Raw genomic sequence first — 21,629 nt, 5'->3', positions numbered from 1 at the left:
ATATATTTGTATATTAAATGGATTGCTTTTCGCCGCAGCTCCTTCCATTTCTACATATTGACAGTTTTAGTTTGAGTGCTAAGTGCCTTCTTAGCAGAGAACCTGTCCAGTCTAAACGGAGTTAAATCAATATCTGACATTCCCTTTGTTATGAGGTCACATATAACACTCCCAGTTGATAATGCCATGGAAATTCCACTCATTGCATGGCCGGATGCGATAAATAAATTATTCAGCGAAGGTGTTTTTCCAATAATAGGCAATCCATCAGGAGTCATAGGCCGCATTCCGCACCACGCCTGTTCTTCTCCGTGAATAGACTCCCTCAAATATTGAGCAGCAGAACTCTTTAAACTATCAATTCGACGCTGATCCAGATTAGTATTAAGGCCAGATAGTTCCATGGTTCCTCCAATTCTTACAGAATCATGAAAAGGGCTAATAGTCACCCTTGAATCACCTAAGTAAAGCGGCTGCTGAAACTGAATAGAAGGATTAGACATGGTGATGCTGTAGCCTTTCCCTGCTGTCATGGGGATGTGTATGCCCACTTGTCTTAAAACCAGTCCCGCCCAGGCTCCTGCAGTGACAAGAAAGTGATCTCCCTCAATGGTTTTCTTCCGCGTTTTAACTCCAGAGATATTGTCCCCTTCTTGGATAAATCCGATTACTTCTGTATGAGAAAGAATCTCAGCCCCATTTGAGATAAGCCATTTTTTTAGAGCTTTGGTAAGAGACTCAGGCCTAACATGCCGTTCAGAAGGAAGATAAACGCCACCAGCCACTGTACCAGCAAGGGCAGGTTCCATATCCATTACTTCTTTTTTTGTTTTTGCTACAGGAGCCGGCAAACCGTAGCTTTCAACAATACTATAGGAATCCAACTTTTCATCAATATAACTTTGATCTAAAAAGACAAAAAGCAGTCCTTTTCGATGCATTTCAAATTCGATACTGCCCTCTTTCTCAAGGTCATCGAACAAACTTAATGTTTTTCTGCTCAATTCTAAGGATGCGGTATACCCTCTTTGGTAGGATTCCTCACTGCAAAACCTCCAGAATTGCTTGAGCCAGGGATATAAAGAGGGGACAATGGATGGCTTAATATATAGAGGACTATCCCGCTTTACCATCCACTTCAAACTTGACTTAATCAGACCGGGAGCAGGAACGGGATCAGATAAACTGGGGCACACCCATCCCATATTTCCACTGGAACATTCCGATCCGGGATCACCTTTATCAATTAATACTACTTCCTTCCCCTCTTTCCTCAGGTAAAAGGCGCATGCTAAGCCAATAATTCCTCCGCCTATAATGATAGCCTTCGTCATTCCCTTCCCTCCAGTTAATAAATAAATTTAGATAGATTTATAGCATAATTATATAGGTAGAATTTTCCGAATAATATGTACAATATATATGATAAAAAATAACTTTCAACTGAATTTTTTGTGGTATTTTACATTCTCTAGTGAAAAACTTTAAAGCTAAACTGGAAATATGGTAATTATAGTCTAATTTCTGCTTGAAAGTGCTCTATTTTTTATGAAAGTTGCACATAGATAATGAATTCCAAAGATAATATATTTAAATTACAGAATTTTTTAAATAAATAGATTAATAATTAATGAAGGAGGGTTTTCTTAAAGGTCGATCTATTTATACAGAACGCGCCCTATTAATGTATTAAAGATCCTATGCTTTTGAGTCCTGATAACAAAGGGGTTGTTAAATTTGAAGGAGAACCAGGTAGTTTGGGGTTCAAGAATCGGATTTATATTAGCTGCTATGGGAATGGCGGTTGGTACGGGAAATATTTGGAGGTTCCCGCGAATGGTGGCTGAACATGGCGGAGGTTCTTTCCTAATTGGCTGGGCCATATTTTTATTTGTCTGGTCATTACCGCTTATCATGGTTGAAATCTTCATAGGAAGAAGAACGAGAATGGGAACAATGGGGTCATTTGGAGAATTTATCGGCAAACAATTTGCCTGGTTTGGACCTATAATCACAATCGTTTTAGCCGGAATCACATTTTATTATTCTGTAGTAGTTGGCTGGACTTTTAAATATTTCATCTTAGCATTACAGGGAACTTTTGCAGAAAAAATTGACTCAGCTGCTCAGTGGGAAAACTTCACGAGTCATCCAGCAGAACCTGTCATTTACCATTTTATTGCCGCTTCCCTTTGTGGACTTGTCGTTTTTATAGGGATTACAAAGGGAATTGAAAGAATGTCTAAAATCTTCCTGCCACTTTTATTCCTCTTGCTCATCTTTACTGCTGTCCGTTCCATTACCTTGCCGGGTGCAATGGAAGGGCTTTCATATATGTTCACACCACAGTGGGAATATCTTGGGAAAGCGTCAACATGGCTTCAGGCTTTATCACAATCTGCCTGGTCAGTAGGGGCCGGCTGGGGATTATATGCTACCTATGCCATTTATACAAAAAAGCGAGACGATATTGCCCAAAATTCGTTAACAGCAGGCCTAGGAAACAACTCAGTCGAATTACTTGCCGGTTTAACCATCATTCCTGCTATCTTTGCTTTAGCTCCTTCACAGGAATATATTACCCAGGCTACAAGTTCAGGCAATACCGGGTTAACCTTTATTTATATGGTGGAATTGCTCAGTGTCATGCCGCAGGCTTATTTCTTTGGCATTGCGTTTTTTGGAGCATTGGCATTTGCCGCATTTACTTCATTAGTTGCAATGGTGGAATTGATAACCAGGAACCTATCAGACTATGGGATCCGCAGAAACAAAGCAATCGTGCTGACTGTTGTTTTGATTTTTCTAGGCGGAATCCCTTCAGCCATTAATATGAAGATATTTAATAATCAGGATTGGGTTTGGGGAGTTGCACTGCTGCTCTCATGCTTCCTGTATGCATATGCTGCGATAAAATATGGGGTCGAAAGAATGCGTGACGAAATAAATGAAGTCAGCTTCATTAAGATAAACAAATGGTGGGTTTATTCTATTAAATATTTAATACCCGCTCTGTTTGTCATAGTAACTGGGTGGTGGCTATATCAAGGTGTGGCATGGTATCCGGACACTTGGTGGAAGCCGTTTGAAGAATTCAATGTCGGAACAATATTCCTTCAGCTCGGGATTACTTTCCTGCTTGCATTCGTGCTGCTCCGATTTAATAAAAGATTAAGAAGCTCAGTAAAAGAAGAAGGACTGAACGATCAAGAAACTCCGATTTCTACAAATATAGACATCAAGGAGGAATTATAATGACAGCATCTGCAATAATTATGATGATCTTAACCTTGAGCTTATTCTGGGGAGGCTTTTCATATATGGTTTATAGAACCCTTACAACAGACTACGATGATAAGTAAAAAAAGCACATGATCCGCCTGCCTGGGACATGCTTAAGACATGTGCTGGAAACAGTTTTTTGCCTGCAAAATGATTTTCTTAAGACCTCGAGCAGATGGCACACGGAGCTCAGACAGTTATCGAGGATCTTAACTTAATACATTTTTTAATAAAAAAAGGTGCCGGATACCATCATTTGATGGTTTATCTGGCACCTTTTAAGTTATTTACTCAGCATGTACAAAATGTTTGCTGATTAAATACTTATTCACTTTTCTGCTTACAGCTATTCCGTTCTCTATTGCACCGTCAATGAAGCCTGCCCAGCCATTTGCATATGTGGTTCCTGCTAAAAACACAGAACCTTCTGGTGTGTTCCATTCTTCAAGATAAGCAGTTAACTGCTTAGGTTTCAGCATAGGCCAAGTTTCTTTTGAAAACTCATCATTGACCCAGTCATGGCCAGTACTCTCAAGTACTTGTATATTCGGAATCCAGTATTTCAATGCGGCTTCTACCGCTTCGCTGTCATTAGGATTCAGCTTCGCTGCACTTGGCCCGAAACCGACGAGGATGCTATTGCCATCAACATATCGATCCAAATGAACTGAATTTAAAGGGTAGCTGCCAGGGGCCAGTGCATCGAATGCCTCTAACTCCCCTTTCACTTTCGCCCATACTTTGACTCCTTTTGAGGTTTGTCCCTCTCTTGAAGACTCCCGTTTAGCTTCTGAAAGCGCTGGCTCAAACTCTATGTTATTCAAAGTCGTTAATGGGACTGTAACGATTACTGCCTTAGATTCATAACAATCTCCATTTGCCGTAAAGACTTTAACCGCTCCATCTTTATGTTCTATTCGTCCAGCAACAGCAGATAACTTTATTTCCGCACCACTGTCCTCAGCTATTGCTTCGATTAACCTTCTTGTTCCTTGTTTTAAGCGGTAACTTGAAACCATCGCACTGTGTGTATCCCAGTTTCCTTGGGAAAATGCCCACCAGCGAAAAATTTGGGTAACCGCACCCTCTGCAGGGTCACCGCAATAATCTGATGCAATCCAGCCATGCAATACATCAAATTCCTCTGCTGTTAAATTGATTTCTTTTAAAAATTGCTCTCCAGATATATGATCCAATTTTCGAAAACTGTCAGTATGAAGAGGGTCAAAAGGAAATGGCATGTGTTTGCTGCTTTCCTTCATTACCCTTTCAACAGTTGCTCTAAGCCTTTCTTTGAACTCACCCGCTGGTAATGAATACGTCTTTCCGCCTGTAATCCAATACACTTTTTCGGCTTTCGGCCCAGAAGCCAGTTCGAGCCCATATCTTGTTATTTCAGCCCATACATGAGGCTGATGCCAATGAACATATGTGCCTCCCATTTCGAGGTCTGCTCCTAAACGGTGATCCACCCATGTTCTGCCTCCGAGTCTATCCCGAGCCTCAAGGACTAGAACTCTTTTGCCAAGCATACTTAACTCCCTTGCAGCAGTCAATCCGGAAAAACCTGCGCCTATGATAATAACATCATATTCTTTTATATTCATAATTTTTATTCTCCTCTCAGTTTCATGAAATAAACTGCAGGGCCTTAGAGGCGAACTGCAGTTACATATTTTTATATTTCATCTCTCACAGCTGGGGTTACATTTTCTGCATTAATAGGTAATGTGATCTTTTTGCGTGTGTACATGAAGTAATAATACACATAACAAAGGGCTATAAAGCCAAGACCCCAGTATAAAGAGGTTCTCTGTGTAGGATCAAAAGCCATAACTGCAAAAATGGACAGGCACATGACAATGCATAGGATCGGAACAAAAGGATATAAAGGCACCCTGTATTTTAAATCCTCCACTTTTCCTCCATTTTTAGTATATTGGCTGCGGAACCCTATTTGTGCTGCAGCAATGGCTAGCCATGTGAGAGTGCCGCCTAATCCGCTGACAGCCAGCAGAACAACAAATAAAGTATCTGCTGCTACATAACTTGTTAATAGCGATAACAATGCAAAACCAAGAGTTACTAATAGGGCATATGAAGGAACACCCCTTTTATTCAGCTTTCCAAAGACCTTTGGAGCCATTCCTGTTTCTGAAAGCGAGTACATAATTCTTGTGCAGGCGTAGAGACCAGTGTTTCCAACTGATAAGATGGCCGTAAGGATAACAAAGTTCATAATATCCGCTGCATATGGAATGCCTACCATATCAAAAACGGTTACAAACGGACTTTCCATTACCCCTGCTTCTTGCCATGGAACAATGGCTGATAAAACAAAGATAGCAAGAACATAGAATATCAGGATTCGAAAAACGATCGTACGGATGGCTCTTGGAATATTTTTTTCCGGTTCTTCTGTCTCTCCTGCAGCCACACCCATAATTTCTGAACCCTGAAATGCATAGATCACAGACATCATTGAAATGAAGACCCCAACCAAGCCTGCAGGAAACATACCGTCCCCAATGAAATTGGTTAAATAAGGGGCCGGGGAGCTGTCCATAGAAATAATGCCAAAAATAGCACCTAATCCAACAATGATAAATAAGATGACAGTCAGGACTTTAATACCAGCGAACCAATACTCTGTCTCTGCAAATGCCTTCGTTGTAAGAGAGTTGATTGAAAATAATAGAACTATAAAAATGGCACACCAAATCCATGTTTGAACATCTGGAAACCATCTTTTCATCAGCAATCCCGCTGCCACGAATTCAAGTCCGACATACATGGCCCAGCTCAGCCAATAGATCCATCCGACGACAAAACCTGTTGCGGGACCAATAAACTTGGTCGCATGCGCCTGAAAAGAGCCTGAAACAGGCATAACAACTGACAATTCTCCCAGACAGACCATAGCCAAATACATGAGAAGGCCGCCAACAAGGTATGACATTATTGCACCTGCGGGCCCTGCCTCTCCTATTGCATACCCAGACCCCAGGAACAATCCTGTCCCGATAATTCCCCCTAATGACATCATAAATAAATGGCGGCTTTTCATTTGCCTTATTAATTTTGATTGACTCACATTTTCACCCTGCTTTCAGATTAAAATAGATCGCTTTTATAGTAAGCGCTTACAAAATGGTGAAAAATTTTAGTCTATGGCAGCAGCAGTATTTTTGGGAAGCGGCAATACTTTTTCTAGATCTCTCTGAATCATTAAATGAAAATGGTGAACCAGATTTTCGGTAAGCGAGAATCTTCCTTGTGAATAAGCCCCTGTCTCTATCCCTTTTTGTACCATCTCACATATATCAAGATCTTCTTTTCTGACAAGCTCATCCATGTTCATTAGCTCTTTTTCTTCCTCTGTGACCTCATCACCCATGAAAAAAGTTGTGTACACATATTTTGTAGTTTTAGCATCAATTGGTATAGATTGATGGATGGAGAGATTAGGCGGGCCAGGATCGAAAGAAAACCATGTATTTGGATAAAGCCAATAATATCTGCCGCCCTGTCCCATCTCAAAGTCCAAATTTCTCCCCTTTAACGGTGTTCCCTGGTAAGAATAATAATCGGACATGGTCATTTCGTATTGTTTCATATCCAGTTTTGAAACGAGTGTCTTATGAACAATAGAACAATGATCGCACTCAAGATAGTTATCAATTCCTATTTTCCAATTTGAACGGCAAATGGTCTCTTTTACAGACACACGGTTTAAACGATCCAGATCATATTTTGACACATGCTTAAAAAGATCAGGGTATTGAATTTTCATTGATACAGCATCAGGATTAAGATTGACAAAAATAAACGAGTGCACAATTTCCAGCTTAATCGTTTTTAAACAAAAATCCTGATGATCGAAATGCCCGCAACCTTTCATATTCGGAGCACTGAGGAGCGAACCATCTGTCCGGTATGTCCAGGCATGATAAGGACAAGTAAAAACGGCCTTATTCCCTTCCCCTTCCACTAGCTTGGAAGCACGATGAGAACATACATTATAGAACCCACGCAATTCTCCATCTTGTCCGCGGCTAATAATTATAGGACGGTCAGCAACTTCAGCCGTAAAATAGTCTCCCGGACTACTGACTTGACTCATATGCCCTGCATATTGCCAAGTCTTCCTAAAGATTTCTCTTTTTTCTGCCTCCAAAACTTCTGGATCTGTATAGATCCACGATGGCAGTGTATGTGCTTCACTTATGTCAGTACTGACTCTAACTTCTTTCACGAATTTCGCCCTCCCTTTTACAAATCACATCTAGTGCATAACAGTGTATTAAACTTATTTTAAATTAAAAATATTCTGAATTATATGTTTAAATTGACCAAAAAACAGAGAATGATAAAAAACTATTTTTGGTTTTTTTGTCTAAAAAAACTGCAGGTGCTAGCTCTGCAGTTCACCTCTCAATTAAAACTCACCATTAACGCGCATTAGGTTAGCAATTATTTCTTTAAAAATACTTCCTCTACTATAACCCGCCATCATGAAGAAGACTCAGTTGGACTCCTCTTTTGCAAATTTCACTTCATATGGACAGCTGCCATGGTCATCCCTTCCATACCCAAATCCTTCCTTGATAGGGTCAGAATCTAATGCCGAAGGTTCATAGAAAAGCATTACAATAGGGCTGATTAAAAGTGTTAGTGCTAAACGCTGCTCTGGCACCTTGATAGCTAAGAAGGATAATCGTGGCATCGTTCCCCAAGACGGACTTTTTTTGTTGTTCTAAATTGTAGAACAAACTACTAGATTAATGTAAAATTAGGTTATATAATTGTCGATATTTTATAAATATTATAAATTTTATTGAGTTCTTTTTCCGGAGGAATACGTTATGAAGTTCCATGGTGTGAGCCGCACTCCCATCAGGCGGCAATAAGTGTTGAACGAATTTATTTTAAGGCTTATCACGCAGGCGAGTATCTATCTACTCCTTTTTGTTGATTTTTTCAAACCAAAAACAAAAACCTTTCTCTTATTGAAGTTAAAGATGCAGAGAATCCATACAAAGTCCCATAACCAGTCTGGCAACTCATTATTAACGCTCTAAAGAGATTGATGAAATCTTTTAGGCACCATAATAACTTAGTTACAGATGAGGATCTCTTGAAAATGTAAGAGTTTAGAAAGGAAAGCAAAAAGAATGAAAATCCTTGAAAATATTGCACAGGACATAGTGGAAAAAACCAGTGAGATATTGGAGTATCCAATCAGCATCACCGATAATGAGGGATACATTATTGGATCAACAGACCAAAGCAGAATTGGGATCTTTCATCGTCCTTCTCTTGACGTAATTAATAAAAATACCACGGTGGTCTGCAGGAATGAAATAGAGAAAAAAATTCTTCCTGGTGTATCTGCTCCTTTAAAATTTAACAATAAAGTAATTGGTGTGCTTGGAATTGTGGGCAATCCCGCAGAGGTCGAAAAATATGTACAGCTTGTTAAAAATCAAGTGGAAATGATGTGCCAGGATGCTTTCCGAAAAGAAATGCTGGAATTGAAAGATAAGATGGCAGAAATGCTGGTTCATCAACTTATTCATTATACAGATTCTGGGCATGAAGAAAAAAAGGATATTTTCCAGTATGCTAAACTGCTCGATTTTGATCTCGCCATCAATCGGACCTGTATTATTATTGATGTAACTAACCCTCTTTCAGGTGACCGGAACCTTTTTGAGGATCTTTCGTTTCAATACTTTCAAAAAGAAGTGCTGAGCTTTTTAAAGTTAATCTTTAATGAAAATGACAATGATATCTTGTCATTTCTCGATTTCAAACGTTTCATTATTTTTAAATCCATGCCCTTTCCTCTATCATTTGATTCTTTCCTGGAAACTTTGGGTGAAAGACTGGAAAAAATCAATTCATTCCTTAATGCTAAATACAATTTTTCAGCAAAGATTGGTGTGGGAGATGTTCAAAATGGCCATAAAGGATGCTATGAATCTTACCAAAATGCAATGAAAGCAATGAATATTGGACTGAAATTTCAAGATCATCCTCATATTAATTTGTATATAGAAAGGGAAGCCATGCTGAGTCTTTTGCCAAGAGAGCTTTCTTCTGACTATAAGCAAAAGCTCTTAAACTTGATATCTTCTTTAAGAGCGCAAGATAATTATGAGGTATTATCGTCCACCTTTATTGGATTCTGCAAGTACAATATGAATTTGAGTGAAGCATCAAGGAATATGTTTATCCACCGGAACACCATCATTTACAGACTGGAAAAAATAAGCGAAATTACTTCCCTCAATACCAGCAGCTTCGAACATTGCATGCTGCTCTTCACAGCCATCAAATGCTATGAAGAGATGCAGACATCATGCCGCTAAGAAATTACAAAAAACACCTTCAGTAAGAGCTTGGCTCCTACGAAGGTGTTTTTTTTAATTAATAAATCGCATCCTCGATAATAAGGTCTTTCTCTGCAAAACGTTCCACTCTTAATGGAGATAAGTCCAGTGTTCCGTATTTTCCCGTCCGAATCAGCTCAGACAGGCATTTACCGACTGCAGGAGCCTGCTGCATACCATGTCCGCTGAAGCCAAAGGCAACATAGTAGCCTTTCATTGACGGGTACTCACCAAGAATGGCATTATGGTCTTCCGTGTTAAAATCATACAGTCCTGACCAGCCTCTTTCGATCTTGGCATGCTCGAAGTTCTTGATCCGGTTTGCCAGCACAGGCCAAATGTGTTCCTCAAAAGCAGATCTTCTCCACTTAAAGCTGATGCCAGGTTCAATTTCCTCCGCATAGCCGGATATAAATTTTTCCCCTTCATGCCGGAAATAAACACCTGTTGGGTCCATTGTTAATGGGAGATAATTTTTGAGCGGCTCCTTAATATCAAATTGAAAAATTTGTCTTGGAAGCGGGACAACAGGAAGCGGCAGTCCGGCTTTATCTCCCAATATCGATGCCCAGGCCCCTGCACAATTTACAACTACAGGGGCATGATATTCCCGCCCATCAGCAAGTTTGATGCCCTTCACTTTCCCTGTCTCAGTAATCAAACTATCTACCTCATCGTAAACATATTCTGCACCGAGTTTTTTGGCATATTTGACATAGCCCAGCATTACAGAATAAGGATCTAAATAGCCGCTTTCACTGCAGTACAGCCCACCGGCAATATCGTCTATATTTAGCTCCGGGATAATATTCAACAGGCTTGGCCCTTCTAGAAGCTGTGAATGTATGCCGTTTTGATTTTGAAGCTTTAAGTGTTTTTCAAAACGGGACATCATTTGATCAGTCGCTAAAAATAAGTAGCCCCTTTGCTTAAAATCAATTTCTGCTGCATCTCCGTCAATGGACATGTTTTTTGAAAAATCTTTGTAAATCTGAAGGCTGTATTTGCTGAGCTGCATATTAATGACGGTAGTATATAGCTGTCTGAATCCTCCAGCGCTTCTTGGCGTCGAAGCAAACTCATAAAGCCCATCCTTCTCAAATACCACAATCTTACCCGTGAATCCGTCATTTAACAAATTATAAGCAATGCTTGATCCGATGACTCCCCCGCCAATAATAAGAATATCTGCTTGGCTTGACAATTCGCTTCCCTACCCTTCTTTCTAGCATTTATTTAGTTATAATGTTACTGATTAGCAGTCTGGGATGCTATGTACAAAATACACGGAAAAAGAATATTTTGAAAATTTTTAATTGTGTATTTTAACAAGGGTTTTTAATTATGGAAGAAGAATCTATTAAGAATTAGCAGAAAAGGGTGATCCATTTGAGTTTTTTAAAAGAAATCTCACAAGTAATTGTAGATAACACCTCAAATATAATAGAATACCCAATTAGCATCAGCGATAATAAAGGCATTATCATTGGTTCCAGCGACATTTGCCGATTAGGAAGTTTTCATCAGGCTTCTCTTGAGATAGTGGAGCGAAAAACAACCATTGCTTATGAAGTAGACGAAGCAAAAAAACTCGATAACGTATTGCCGGGTGTAGCTGCGCCGATCATGATCAATCATGAACCAATTGGAGTTCTGGGGATTGTAGGAGAGCCTGCAGAAGTGCGAAAATATGCACAGCTCGTAAAAAGCCATGTGGAATTAATGTGCCATGAGTATCTAAAAAAAGAAATGACTGCGATTGAGTCAAAAACCTTGGATAACTTAATCCGTTATCTTTTAAACTCTCAAAAGCCGGAGGATTTGGAGTACAGTATAAGATATGCCAAAATGCTTGGATACAATTTGGAGTCGTATCATAACCGAATTTGCTTATTAATCCAGTTCGAAATAGACCTGGATGACAGCCATTTAGTTACAGATAGACAGAATTCCGAAAAGTATTCCTGGCCATTCCTCAAAAATAATTTTTCCGAGATACTAGGCTATTATTTGATGGATAGTAAAGAAGATATTCTTTCTCCACTGACACTTGATCAATTTCTGCTGATTAAAGTTGTGAGCAAGGAAGAGTCTCATGAACTTTTTATCAAAAGACTGGAACATAAAATTCAAAGATTACTGCGATATTTAGAAAACGAAAATAATTGTACAGCAAGCATCTCCATTGGCAGCTCAGAAAAAGGAGCTCTTGGAATAAAAGTTTCCTACCAGGCAGCTTTACACGCCTTAACGGCTGGAAAACAGTCAAACAACTCTCCAAAAATTTACTACTATAATGATTGGAACATTATTTTTGAACTGTTAGGAAATGGTTTAAATCAGTATGTTAATGAGAGATTACATGAAAAATTGGAGGATTTTATTAATCATGTAAATTTTCCAATCCTTGCGCAAACCTTTTTGGCCTATTGCAAATGCAGTATGAATATGAGCGAAACTGCACGTATGCTGTTTCTCCATCGAAACTCACTTGTATACCGCATGGAAAAAATTAATGAACTTACCTGTTTGGATATTTCGAGGTTTGATCACTGTATGATGTTATTTTTCGCGATTAAGAATTCAGGCATATCGGCTCCAGGGTGTGAGGAAACAAAGGACACGCTGACAGCAGCACATACCAGAGATGCCTCCCCTTCAACCAGATAGATATAGAATAAAGAAAAAGCAGCAAAGATAATTTGCTGCTTTTTCTTTCCTATACTTAACTTTTAGACACTTTGCACACGACTATCTGAGACGCTCTTTCAATTTCTTGCAGATGTAGTCACCAACTTGCTCTGTCGTCGATTTACCCCCTAGGTCAGGAGTCAGCACTTCCTTTTCCTGTAATACATCTTCCATGGCATCAATTATAGCTTTTGCTGACTCTGCCTGCCCCAAGTGATCAAGCAACATACTTGTACACCAGATAGATGCAATGGGGTTAGCAATACCTTTACCAGCTATGTCCGGTGCCGAGCCATGAACGGGTTCAAACATGGATGGAAATTTCTTCTCGGGATTGATATTGGCAGAAGGTGCAATGCCTAAGCCCCCCACAATGGCTGCACCCAAATCTGTTAGAATATCACCAAATAAATTGGAAGCTACAACAACATCCATCGTCTCCGGCTTGCTGATAAAAAAGGCTGCTAAGGCATCAATATGAACTGTATTGCTTGTCACTAGGGGATACTCCTGATTAATCCGTTCAACATATTGGTCCCAAAAAGGCATCGTATGGATAATACCGTTCGACTTTGTAGCTGCCGTTACATGCTTCCTTTTCCCTTGCTTTTCGGCAAGATCAAACGCGTATCTCAGAACCCTTTCTACTCCCTTACGCGTAAACACACTGGTTTGCATTGCCATATCAAGATCTGTTCCTTCGTACATTCTCCCTCCGATACTGGAATACTCTCCTTCATTATTTTCTCTAATGACAATGAAATCGAGCTGATCAGATGTTTTTCCCGCTAATGGAGAATCCAGTCCCTTTAAAAGCTTAACAGGACGAAGGTTGATATATTGTTCAAATTGACGCCTGATTGGCAGCAATAAGCCCCAAAGCGAAACATGGTCTGGCACTCCCGGATAACCAACTGCTCCCAGAAAAATAGAATCGAAGTCTTTCAATTGTTCCAGACCATCTTCCGGCATCATCTTGCCATACTTAGCGTAATATTCACAGCTCCAATCAAGCTCTTTGTAAGTTAAGGAGAATCCGCCATGAAGATCACTTATGGTATCTAATACTTTCTTCCCTTCCCGAACAACATCCACTCCAATACCATCACCAGGAATCAAGGCGATTGAATAATGATCCATACTTGAGCTCCTATTCTAATATTTTTTTATTTAGCACTTCAGGATTTGCAAGAAATTCAGCCTTTTTTCCATTAAGTACATTAATTACATTTTTAGCAACGGTAGTAGACGTGATGAAATTGCATTCAGCCGTTGTACCGCCTACATGGGGTGTCAGAACCACATTAGGCAAAGAAAGCAGCGGAAGATCCCGGGCTGGCGGCTCCGGATCAAATACATCCAATCCAGCTCCTGCAATTTTTCCATCTCTTAATGCCTCATATAAATCCTCTTGGTTTACAACCGCTCCCCGTGCAGTATTGATTACATAAGCGGTTGGCTTCATGATGGAGAACAGCTTATAATCAATAGAATATCTTGTTGAATCATTTAAGGGAATATGCAGGGATATAAAATCCGATTCCCGGAATACCTCTTCCAAGTTTGTACTAACTCTAATACCGAGTCCTTTAGATAAGCCGTGCTTTTCTGGATGATACTCCCTTACCCATGCAGTTACATCCATTTCAAAACCGAGCTTTAAACGTTTAGCCACTTCTTGTGCAATGTTTCCAAAACCAATCAAACCAGCTTTTTTGCCCTTAAGCTCATGAGGAATAAGATAATTTCGCGAATTATAATCTCCCTTCCTCATCTTGTCATGCAGCGGAATAACCGACTTAGCCAGTGCCATTAGAAGCATGACTGCATGCTCAGCTGTTGATACTTTATTGACAGAAGGTGCATGCAGTACGGGAATTCCCTTCTGTGTTGCATATTCCACCTCAATATTATCAAGCCCTACTCCGGCACCGGAGATGACTTTTAAGTAAGGATTCGCATCAATCACTTCCTTAGTAATTCGTGCAGGTGCTCTCAAAACAATTCCGTCTGCACCCTTCACCATTTCACATAAATGGTCTGGGCTATAATTGTCAGTTTGAATTACTTCTGCACCTTCACGAAGAAGCTTTTCTCCTTCTGGATGATACATCGGAAGTATTTGCAAAACACGGGGTAGGCGCATGTTAAATTCCCTCCAGCACTTTATACTCGTAAATTTTCAACGATCGTTGCGATACCCTGACCGCCGCCAATACAGGCCGTGATTAAACCATAGCGGCCGCCTCTTCTTTCAAGCTCATTCATGATTTTGACAGTCAAGATGGCTCCGGTTCCCCCAATTGGATGGCCTAACGCAATAGCACCGCCATTAACATTTAATTTACTTCTGTCGATATTCAACTCTTTGACAACAGCCAGTGCCTGAGCAGCAAAGGCTTCATTCAGCTCTATCAGGTCTATTTCATCAAGAGTCAGCCCCGCCAGCTTAAGTGCCTTCATGACAGCTGGCACTGGACCAATACCCATAATTTCCGGCGATACCCCGGCAGCTGCTTGTGAAATAACCCTGAGGCGAGGGCTAAGCCCTCTGCTTATGGCTGCTTCCTCGGCCATCATCACCAATGCTGCAGCTCCATCATTGCGTCCGCTCGCATTTCCAGCTGTAACAGTGCCTCCTTGCTTGAACACGGCTTTTAAAGAAGCAAGTTTATCTAAACTCGTTAAGCGTGGATGCTCATCTGTATCAAAAACAATCTTTTCTTTTTTCACTTTCACTTCATATGGAATAATTTCCTCTTTAAACTTCCCCTGCTGAATAGCGGCAGCTGCCTTTTGCTGACTTTCAAGGGCAAATTCGTCCTGTTCTTCTCTGCTGATGAGATATCTTTCAGCGAGATTCTCAGCTGTCAGTCCCATTGTCAGGTTCCCATATACTTCAATCGGCTGTGCCCTTGGCTGGCTTTCTGTATTAGGATCCACAATTTCTGCATTTCCTGCACCATACCCATATCTAGCCTTCCTCAAATAATAGGGAGCCGTACTCATGCTTTCCCCGCCGCCGGCTAGCACAATATCAGATAATCCGCACTGAATTTGCTGTGCTGCATTATTGATCGCCTGCAATCCTGATCCGCACTGGCGGTGAACGGTATATCCCGGCACCTCGACAGGAAGTCCGGCTCTTAACGCTGCCAGCCTGGCTAAATTGGGGACATCTGAACTTTGTTTCGCATGACCCCAAACCACTTCACCAACTTCTGAACCTTCCAGCCGGCTTCTTTCAAGTGCTCCCCTCATTACTTTTTCTGAAAGAAAATCAACCTCTATATCCTTAAGTGTACCGCCCATCCTTCCAATGGCAGTTCGTACACCTTCAATTATAACTGCGTTTCTCATCATTTCCCCCTTGTTAGATGTGGTGTATTCGCTACTTAGCGACTGTTTACAGGCATTTTTTTATGAAATTCCCTGTTTAGTTCGCCGGCAATAATGTTTTTTTGAATTTGGCTTGTGCCTTCATAAATTTTCGTAATTCTCGCGTCCCGGTAAAAGCGTTCAATTGGATAATCCTTCATATACCCAATGCCACCGTGTATTTGGACAGCTAAATCCGCCACGCGATTATATACTTCAGATCCATATAATTTTGCCATGGCTGCTTCTTTGACAACCCTCTTACCCTGATCAGCCATCCAGGCTACACGATAAGTCATGGAACGGAGCACTTCAATCTCCAATGCCATGTCTGAAAGCATATGCTGAACAGCTTGCTGTTCAAAAATCGGTTTGCCAAACTGTTCCCGCTGCATAGCATAGCTCATGCTGAGTTCAAGAAGCTTTTCACATGAGCCCAGATTTCTGGCTGCAAGCCCAGCTCTGCCATTTGCGAGAATTTTCAGTGCGTTCACATACCCTCTGCCTTCTTCTCCAAGAACATTTTCTGCAGGCACCTCACAATTTTCAAAGAAAAGTTCAGCTGAATGGGAACCTCGAAGTCCCATTTTCCGCTCTACTGCACCAACAATAAATCCAGGAAAGTCTTTTTCCACTATAAATGAAGTGATTCCTTTTGCCCCTTTACTCGGATCGGTGACAGCCATTACCGTAAAAACGTTTCCGCAGACCGCATTCGTAATATAATGTTTAGAACCATTTAATATATATTTATCTCCCTTTTTTTCTGCCTTTGTTTTCAGATTCGAGGCATTAGAACCTGCACTCGGCTCCGTTAGCGCAAATGCGCCAATCCATTCACCGCTTGCCATCCTAGGAAGATATTTTTCCTTCTGTTCCTTTGTTCCAAGCTCCACAATTCCCGCCGTACCGATGCCAGTATGGGCGCCGATTAACGTTGTGTATCCATTATGGGTTTTTCCCAATTCTTCATAAATAGCACATTTCCCAACCCAATTTAGGCCCAACCCGCCATATTCCTCTGGTATACTTAACCCGAATAATCCCATTTCCTTCGAGCTCTCAACGATATGGCTTGGAATTTCATCATTCTCCTCAATATCCATCGCCACCCGCTCTACTTCGCCTTGCACATAGTCTCCAACTGCTTTTTTTAGAAGCTGAATGTCCTCTGAAAATGTAAAATCCATCATTTTTCCCCCTAATTGTTGAAATTGGTTACTTACCTTTAAATTGTGGTGTTCTTTTCTCTAAAAAGGCTTCTGTTCCTTCCAATTTATCTTCCGAGCCAATTAATATAGTCTGAGCAAGCTTTTCCAAATAAAGCGCTGTTTCCATTTCCATGTCTGCTCCGCGATTAACAGCAGCCTTCGCCATTCTTAATGCAAGGGGCCCTTTTAAGCTTAATTTTCTTGCATATTCTTTTGCCGTATCAATCAGTTCTTCCTGCGGAACGGCTTTACTGATTATATTCAATCTTTCCGCTTCTGCTGAGGTAATTACATCACCAGTTAGAATGAGTTCCATTGCTTTGCCCTTTCCTATAATTCTGGAAAGGCGCTGTGTACCGCCGGCTCCAGGGATAATCCCTAAGCCTACTTCTGGAAGCCCCACCTTTGCATTTAAAGAAGCTATACGGATATCACAGGCAAGTGCAAGCTCCAATCCCCCTCCTAAAGCATATCCATTAATTGCAGCTATGGTCGGCTTCTCATAGTCTTCTATTTTCCGGTAGGTTGCTGTCATATTTGGCTTAAGGGCATCAATCATGGTCCTTTTGCTTAGCTGGTTTATGTCTGCACCAGCGGCAAAAGATTTTTCGCCAGCACCCGTAAAAATGATGACACGGATGTTTTCATTTTCCCTCAATACATCCAGTGCTTTTTCTACTTCCAGCAGGGTATCAAGATTTAAGGCATTTCTTAATTCAGGACGGTTAATAATGATAAAACCAATACTTTCTTCTTCACGAACCAGAATATTATTTAGATCCATTTTTAGCACCTTTCTATTAAACAGGCATTTTTTTAAGTTTTTCTGATATGATAAAAGCTGCATCTGTCATACTTCTTATTTCCTCAATAGTGGTGTTATTAGATATTTCCTCAAGAAACAGCTGTCCATTGTACACTTTAAATACAGCTTTTTCTGTCACAATCATTTCCGCCTTACGAATTCCACTTGAAGGATAAGTTAGGGTACTCACAATTTTCGGGAGATTGTCTTTAGTTACATGGGTAATTGCAATTATAATTTTTTTTGCACTCGCTACTAAATCCATGGCACCGCCAACTCCCAAAATATCCTGACCCGGAACTGCCCAGTTCGCTATTTCTCCTGATCCGCTTACTTGAAGTGCACCTAAAACGGCCACATCAATATGCCCGCCGCGAATCATGACAAATGAGTCAGAACTTGAAAAAATGCTGGCGCCTAATCCCAATGAAATCGGGTGTTTGCTGGCACTGATCAAATCCATATCTATCTCCTCCTCTGGAGGAGTAGGCCCCATTCCCAGCAGACCGTTTTCTGATTGCAGGTAAACTTTGCTTTCAGGCCTTAAATAGTTCTGAATTAAGGTAGGTATACCTACACCAAGATTGACAACAGAGCCTTGCGGGAGCTCCATGGCAATTCTTTTTGCAACCCTTACTTTATCTGTATCCAATTTCTTGCCGGCAACGCTCAACATACTCACCACCTATTTTTTCATAGCGATCATTCATAACGACCATATCAACAAAGGAATGGGGTGTAACTATCTTTTCAGGATCAAGCGTACCTGCTTCAACAATCTCATCCACTTCGGCAATAACCAGTTTGGCAGCCGTTGCCATCATCGGGTTGAAATTCCGGGCAGTTTTTGAATAGATAAGATTCCCAAGTGTATCCGCTTTTTCAGCTTTTATAAGAGCCACGTTTGCTTTTATGCCTCTTATGAAGATATACCTTTCCCCATCAAAAGTGCGTTCTTCCTTTCCATCTGCCAGCTTAGTTCCAACAGCTGTTTTTGTATAAAATCCGGCTATCCCCGCACCACCTGCACGAATCGCCTCTGCAAGAGTACCCTGAGGAATAAGTTCAATCTCCAGTTCGCCGTTTTTCCATGCTTTTACTGCATCACGATTCGATGTAAAATACGAACCAACTGCTTTTCTTACATGTTTAGAAATTAGTAGTTTTCCTAAGCCTTTGCCTGCTTCCCCTAAATTATTGCTGATAATCGTTAATTCACGGGCATGATCTGTTTCTGTAATTGTGTCTATTAGTGTAAACGGAGTACCGCAAAGACCGAACCCCCCTACCAATACACTGTCTCCCTGCTGAATAAACTGTACGGCTTCTTCTGCTGTGGCAAGTTTTTCACAGTTGTTAGTGTTGTTCATACTACCGGCCTCCAATCATGGACTATACTAGACTTCATATTCGTAAAATCCGCGTCCTGATTTGCGCCCGAGTCTTCCGGCTTTAACATATTTAATCAGGAGCGGACAAGGACGATATTTTTCACCCAGGGTCTTATGCAAATACTCCATGTTTCTCAGTCTGGTATCCAACCCAACCAAATCAGCGAGAGCCAATGGCCCCATTGGATGATTCAAGCCAAGCTTCATAGCTTTATCAATATCCTTTGCAGAGGCAACACCCTCCATAAGAAGATTCATCGCCTCATTGCCGATCAGACAGTTCATCCGGCTGGTAACAAATCCAGGGAACTCGTTTACCTCGACTGTCTCCTTGTTAAGCAAACTGCCTATTTCTTTGGCTTTTTCCACGGTCTCATCTGATGTCTGCAGACCTCTAATAATTTCAATAAGCTTCATTTTGTGAACAGGATTAAAGAAGTGCATGGCAATGCATTTTTCCGGTCTGGATGTTTGTGCGGCAATTTCTGTGGGGCTCATGGTGGAAGTGTTGGTTGCGAGTATCGTATGTTCCGGACAATATTGATCAAGCTGTTTAAAAATATCAATTTTTAGCTCCATCATTTCGAAAACAGCTTCTATAACTGCATCTGCATTTTCAGCAGCCGATTTTAAATCTGTTGTATATTCTAAACAGCTGAGAGCAGCTGTAACTTGATCATGGTTCAGGTAGCCTTTTTCTGCACTTTTTCTCATTTCTGTTTCAATATAATTTTTTGCTTTTTCCAGATTCACTTCGTTCACGTCATGTAAAAAAACATAAAAGCCTCCGAGTGCTGCTGTATAAGCAATTCCTCTGCCCATCACACCAGAACCGACAACTGTTAAAGTTTCCATACTAAATTGCTCCTTTTGCGAAATGATGGTGGTTTCCCTCATTAATCTTTATGTTTTATATAAAAAAAGGAGTTTAAAAACTTCTTAAACTCCTCATGTGTCATCACTATCTCATTACAAAATTAATAGTTATCAATCTGCGCTCTCTGCAGCTTCCCGCTGTAATCCACGTAAATGGATTTCCATTCTGTATAGACATCCAGTGAAGCTACACCGGAATCCCTATGGCCATTGCCAGTTCCTTTCGTTCCGCCGAATGGAAGGTGAATTTCTGCTCCGGTTGTTCCTGCATTCACATAAACAATACCAGTATCCAAATCTCTCATAGCTTCGAAAGCCTGATTGACATTCTGGGTATAAATGGCGCTGGAAAGACCGAATTCTACCATATTATTAATTTCAATGGCTTCTTCCATACTTTGAATTGGTATTATTGAAACGACTGGCCCAAAGATTTCTTCCATTGCGATTCTCATATTTGGTTTTACATCTGTGAAAATAGTCGGTAAGTAGAAATTTCCTTTGTCCAAACCATCACCAGTGGCAATTCTACCGCCTGCAAGCAGCTTTGCTCCTTCTTCCTGGCCTATTTTTACATACTCATCGATTCTTTCAAGGGAAGAGCGATTAATCACTGGACCAACCTTAACTGTTTCGTCCAGCCCATTGCCAAGCTTCAATTCTCCAATGCGATCCAGCAGCTTCCCTTCAAGTTCTTCTTTTACATTTTTGTGCACCAAAACACGGCTAGTAGCGGTGCATCTTTGACCGCTTGTTCCAAAAGCTCCCCAAAGGATTCCTTCTACAGCAAGATCAAGATCTGCATCCTCCAGCACAGTAATGGCATTCTTGCCGCCCATTTCAAGAGAAGTTCGCTTTAATAAAGCTCCTGCTTTGCCATTGATATCTCTGCCGACTTCGTTCGATCCTGTAAAAGAAATTAAATCGATATCCGGATGTTCAACCATTGCATTTCCAACCACACTTCCCGACCCATGAACAAGGTTAATTAACCCTTTTGGCAGACCAGCCTCCTCATAAATTTTCACAAATTCAGCTGCAAGGATTGGCGTTTCAGTTGCCGGCTTCCATACAATTGCATTACCGGTAACAAGAGCAGGCAGTGATTTCCATGAAGCAATCGCAATTGGGAAATTCCATGGAGTGATCAACCCTGCCACGCCAACAGGCACCCTGACACTCATGGCAAATTTATTGCGAAGCTCAGACGGAACGGTATCTCCAAACATTCTGCGTCCTTCGCCTGCCATGTAGTACGCCATATCAATCGCTTCCTGTACTTCTCCTCGGCCTTCATCAATCACTTTTCCCATTTCACTTGTAAGAATTTGAGCCAAGTCTTCTTTTCTTTCTTTTAGTAAAAAAGCAACTTGATAAAGAATTTCAGCACGCTCTGGGGCCGGTACTAATCGCCAGGACTTCTGAGCAGTTTTTGCAGCTTCTACAGCTCTATCAACATCTTCTTTTGCTGACTGTGTTACTTCAGCAAGAACCTCACCTGTTGCAGGATTTAAAACAGAAGCAGTTTTGCCGGCTGACGAATTACACCATTCACCATTAATAAAATTTAATACTTTTTTCATAAAAAAACCTCCAATAG

At 40.9% G+C, this 21,629-nt stretch carries 19 protein-coding genes; 4 read left to right on the top strand and 15 right to left on the bottom strand.

Annotated features, from left to right (window positions below; all coding sequences use genetic code 11):
* Window positions 1-50: 50 nt before the first annotated feature.
* Window positions 51-1,334, bottom strand: a complete 1,284-nt coding sequence (locus tag NSQ49_RS24505; protein ID WP_251284238.1) for an NAD(P)/FAD-dependent oxidoreductase — start codon at window positions 1,332-1,334, stop codon at window positions 51-53.
* Between the two features lie 403 nt (window positions 1,335-1,737).
* Between NSQ49_RS24505 and NSQ49_RS24500 the strand changes: the two genes are divergently transcribed.
* Both NSQ49_RS24500 and NSQ49_RS24495 read left to right on the top strand, forming a co-directional pair.
* The gene (locus NSQ49_RS24500) at window positions 1,738-3,255 is read left to right on the top strand and encodes a sodium-dependent transporter (protein WP_251284237.1); all 1,518 of its coding nucleotides are present in this window, start codon (window positions 1,738-1,740) and stop codon (window positions 3,253-3,255) included.
* On the top strand, window positions 3,255-3,362 hold the full coding sequence (locus NSQ49_RS24495; protein ID WP_251284236.1) for a MetS family NSS transporter small subunit: 108 nt from the start codon (window positions 3,255-3,257) through the stop codon (window positions 3,360-3,362). Before NSQ49_RS24500 ends, NSQ49_RS24495 begins: the two co-directional genes overlap by 1 nt.
* A 207-nt stretch (window positions 3,363-3,569) precedes the next feature.
* Here NSQ49_RS24495 and NSQ49_RS24490 read toward each other — a convergent pair whose 3' ends face one another.
* The 4 genes from NSQ49_RS24490 to NSQ49_RS24475 form a co-directional block, all read right to left on the bottom strand.
* Window positions 3,570-4,889 (bottom strand): flavin monoamine oxidase family protein, encoded by a 1,320-nt coding sequence (locus NSQ49_RS24490; RefSeq protein WP_251284235.1) that lies wholly within the window; start codon window positions 4,887-4,889, stop codon window positions 3,570-3,572.
* Between the two features lie 71 nt (window positions 4,890-4,960).
* Window positions 4,961-6,349 (bottom strand): amino acid permease, encoded by a 1,389-nt coding sequence (locus tag NSQ49_RS24485; protein WP_159871035.1) that lies wholly within the window; start codon window positions 6,347-6,349, stop codon window positions 4,961-4,963.
* 96 nt (window positions 6,350-6,445) lie between these two features.
* Complete coding sequence (locus NSQ49_RS24480) at window positions 6,446-7,537, bottom strand: aromatic ring-hydroxylating oxygenase subunit alpha (protein ID WP_251284234.1); 1,092 nt, start codon at window positions 7,535-7,537, stop codon at window positions 6,446-6,448.
* Between the two features lie 270 nt (window positions 7,538-7,807).
* Window positions 7,808-8,008, bottom strand: a complete 201-nt coding sequence (locus NSQ49_RS24475; protein WP_251284233.1) for a hypothetical protein — start codon at window positions 8,006-8,008, stop codon at window positions 7,808-7,810.
* 448 nt (window positions 8,009-8,456) lie between these two features.
* Here NSQ49_RS24475 and NSQ49_RS24470 point away from each other — a divergent pair, with 448 nt between their 5' ends.
* Window positions 8,457-9,656, top strand: a complete 1,200-nt coding sequence (locus NSQ49_RS24470) for a CdaR family transcriptional regulator (RefSeq protein ID WP_159870972.1) — start codon at window positions 8,457-8,459, stop codon at window positions 9,654-9,656.
* A 58-nt stretch (window positions 9,657-9,714) separates the two neighbouring features.
* On the opposite strand, the gene NSQ49_RS24465 is transcribed toward NSQ49_RS24470, so the two are convergent.
* Window positions 9,715-10,881 (bottom strand): NAD(P)/FAD-dependent oxidoreductase, encoded by a 1,167-nt coding sequence (locus tag NSQ49_RS24465; RefSeq protein WP_251284232.1) that lies wholly within the window; start codon window positions 10,879-10,881, stop codon window positions 9,715-9,717.
* Window positions 10,882-11,066: 185 nt separating this feature from the next.
* Between NSQ49_RS24465 and NSQ49_RS24460 the strand changes: the two genes are divergently transcribed.
* The gene (locus NSQ49_RS24460; RefSeq protein ID WP_251284231.1) at window positions 11,067-12,347 is read left to right on the top strand and encodes a CdaR family transcriptional regulator; all 1,281 of its coding nucleotides are present in this window, start codon (window positions 11,067-11,069) and stop codon (window positions 12,345-12,347) included.
* A gap of 81 nt (window positions 12,348-12,428) precedes the next feature.
* Here the strand turns inward: NSQ49_RS24460 and NSQ49_RS24455 are convergent, their stop codons facing one another.
* The 9 genes from NSQ49_RS24455 to NSQ49_RS24415 form a co-directional block, all read right to left on the bottom strand.
* Window positions 12,429-13,508 carry a tartrate dehydrogenase gene (locus NSQ49_RS24455; protein ID WP_251284230.1) on the bottom strand — a complete coding sequence of 360 codons (1,080 nt, stop codon included), beginning with the start codon at window positions 13,506-13,508 and terminating at the stop codon, window positions 12,429-12,431.
* A 10-nt stretch (window positions 13,509-13,518) separates the two neighbouring features.
* Complete coding sequence (locus NSQ49_RS24450; RefSeq protein ID WP_251284229.1) at window positions 13,519-14,514, bottom strand: hydroxyacid dehydrogenase; 996 nt, start codon at window positions 14,512-14,514, stop codon at window positions 13,519-13,521.
* Between the two features lie 20 nt (window positions 14,515-14,534).
* Window positions 14,535-15,728: a thiolase family protein gene (locus tag NSQ49_RS24445; protein WP_251284277.1), complete on the bottom strand. Its 1,194-nt coding sequence runs from the start codon at window positions 15,726-15,728 to the stop codon at window positions 14,535-14,537.
* 35 nt (window positions 15,729-15,763) lie between these two features.
* Complete coding sequence (locus NSQ49_RS24440) at window positions 15,764-16,936, bottom strand: acyl-CoA dehydrogenase family protein (RefSeq protein ID WP_251284276.1); 1,173 nt, start codon at window positions 16,934-16,936, stop codon at window positions 15,764-15,766.
* 28 nt (window positions 16,937-16,964) lie between these two features.
* Complete coding sequence (locus NSQ49_RS24435) at window positions 16,965-17,741, bottom strand: enoyl-CoA hydratase/isomerase family protein (RefSeq protein WP_159865789.1); 777 nt, start codon at window positions 17,739-17,741, stop codon at window positions 16,965-16,967.
* Between the two features lie 16 nt (window positions 17,742-17,757).
* Window positions 17,758-18,438 carry a 3-oxoacid CoA-transferase subunit B gene (locus tag NSQ49_RS24430; RefSeq protein ID WP_251284228.1) on the bottom strand — a complete coding sequence of 227 codons (681 nt, stop codon included), beginning with the start codon at window positions 18,436-18,438 and terminating at the stop codon, window positions 17,758-17,760.
* A complete protein-coding gene (locus NSQ49_RS24425) occupies window positions 18,401-19,132 on the bottom strand; it encodes a CoA transferase subunit A (RefSeq protein WP_251284227.1) in 732 nt (243 codons plus the stop codon). Before NSQ49_RS24425 ends, NSQ49_RS24430 begins: the two co-directional genes overlap by 38 nt.
* Before the next feature lie 27 nt (window positions 19,133-19,159).
* Complete coding sequence (locus NSQ49_RS24420) at window positions 19,160-20,008, bottom strand: 3-hydroxyacyl-CoA dehydrogenase (protein WP_251284226.1); 849 nt, start codon at window positions 20,006-20,008, stop codon at window positions 19,160-19,162.
* A gap of 122 nt (window positions 20,009-20,130) precedes the next feature.
* Entirely contained in the window at window positions 20,131-21,612 is a 1,482-nt protein-coding gene (locus tag NSQ49_RS24415) for an aldehyde dehydrogenase family protein (protein ID WP_251284225.1), read from the bottom strand.
* Between the last annotated feature and the right edge of the window lie 17 nt (window positions 21,613-21,629).

The organism is Cytobacillus sp. FSL R5-0377 (assembly GCF_038004385.1).
Classification (GTDB): Bacteria; Bacillota; Bacilli; order Bacillales; family Cytobacillaceae; genus Cytobacillus.
The sequence above is the reverse complement of the archived record's forward strand: the minus strand, read 5'-3'. Positions and strand labels throughout refer to the sequence as shown.

Bases quoted from the DNA above. Each gene is read 5' to 3' on its own strand.
- NSQ49_RS24505 (WP_251284238.1), bottom strand. From the start codon at position 1,334: ATGACGAAGGCTATCATTATAGGCGGAGGAATTATTGGCTTAGCATGC.
- NSQ49_RS24495 (WP_251284236.1), top strand. From the start codon at position 3,255: ATGACAGCATCTGCAATAATTATGATGATCTTAACCTTGAGCTTATTC.
- NSQ49_RS24490 (WP_251284235.1), bottom strand. From the start codon at position 4,889: ATGAATATAAAAGAATATGATGTTATTATCATAGGCGCAGGTTTTTCC.
- NSQ49_RS24485 (WP_159871035.1), bottom strand. From the start codon at position 6,349: ATGAAAAGCCGCCATTTATTTATGATGTCATTAGGGGGAATTATCGGG.
- NSQ49_RS24475 (WP_251284233.1), bottom strand. From the start codon at position 8,008: ATGCCACGATTATCCTTCTTAGCTATCAAGGTGCCAGAGCAGCGTTTA.
- NSQ49_RS24470 (WP_159870972.1), top strand. From the start codon at position 8,457: ATGAAAATCCTTGAAAATATTGCACAGGACATAGTGGAAAAAACCAGT.
- NSQ49_RS24455 (WP_251284230.1), bottom strand. From the start codon at position 13,508: ATGGATCATTATTCAATCGCCTTGATTCCTGGTGATGGTATTGGAGTG.
- NSQ49_RS24450 (WP_251284229.1), bottom strand. From the start codon at position 14,514: ATGCGCCTACCCCGTGTTTTGCAAATACTTCCGATGTATCATCCAGAA.
- NSQ49_RS24445 (WP_251284277.1), bottom strand. From the start codon at position 15,728: ATGAGAAACGCAGTTATAATTGAAGGTGTACGAACTGCCATTGGAAGG.
- NSQ49_RS24440 (WP_251284276.1), bottom strand. From the start codon at position 16,936: ATGGATTTTACATTTTCAGAGGACATTCAGCTTCTAAAAAAAGCAGTT.
- NSQ49_RS24435 (WP_159865789.1), bottom strand. From the start codon at position 17,741: ATGGATCTAAATAATATTCTGGTTCGTGAAGAAGAAAGTATTGGTTTT.
- NSQ49_RS24430 (WP_251284228.1), bottom strand. From the start codon at position 18,438: ATGTTGAGCGTTGCCGGCAAGAAATTGGATACAGATAAAGTAAGGGTT.
- NSQ49_RS24425 (WP_251284227.1), bottom strand. From the start codon at position 19,132: ATGAACAACACTAACAACTGTGAAAAACTTGCCACAGCAGAAGAAGCC.
- NSQ49_RS24420 (WP_251284226.1), bottom strand. From the start codon at position 20,008: ATGGAAACTTTAACAGTTGTCGGTTCTGGTGTGATGGGCAGAGGAATT.
- NSQ49_RS24415 (WP_251284225.1), bottom strand. From the start codon at position 21,612: ATGAAAAAAGTATTAAATTTTATTAATGGTGAATGGTGTAATTCGTCA.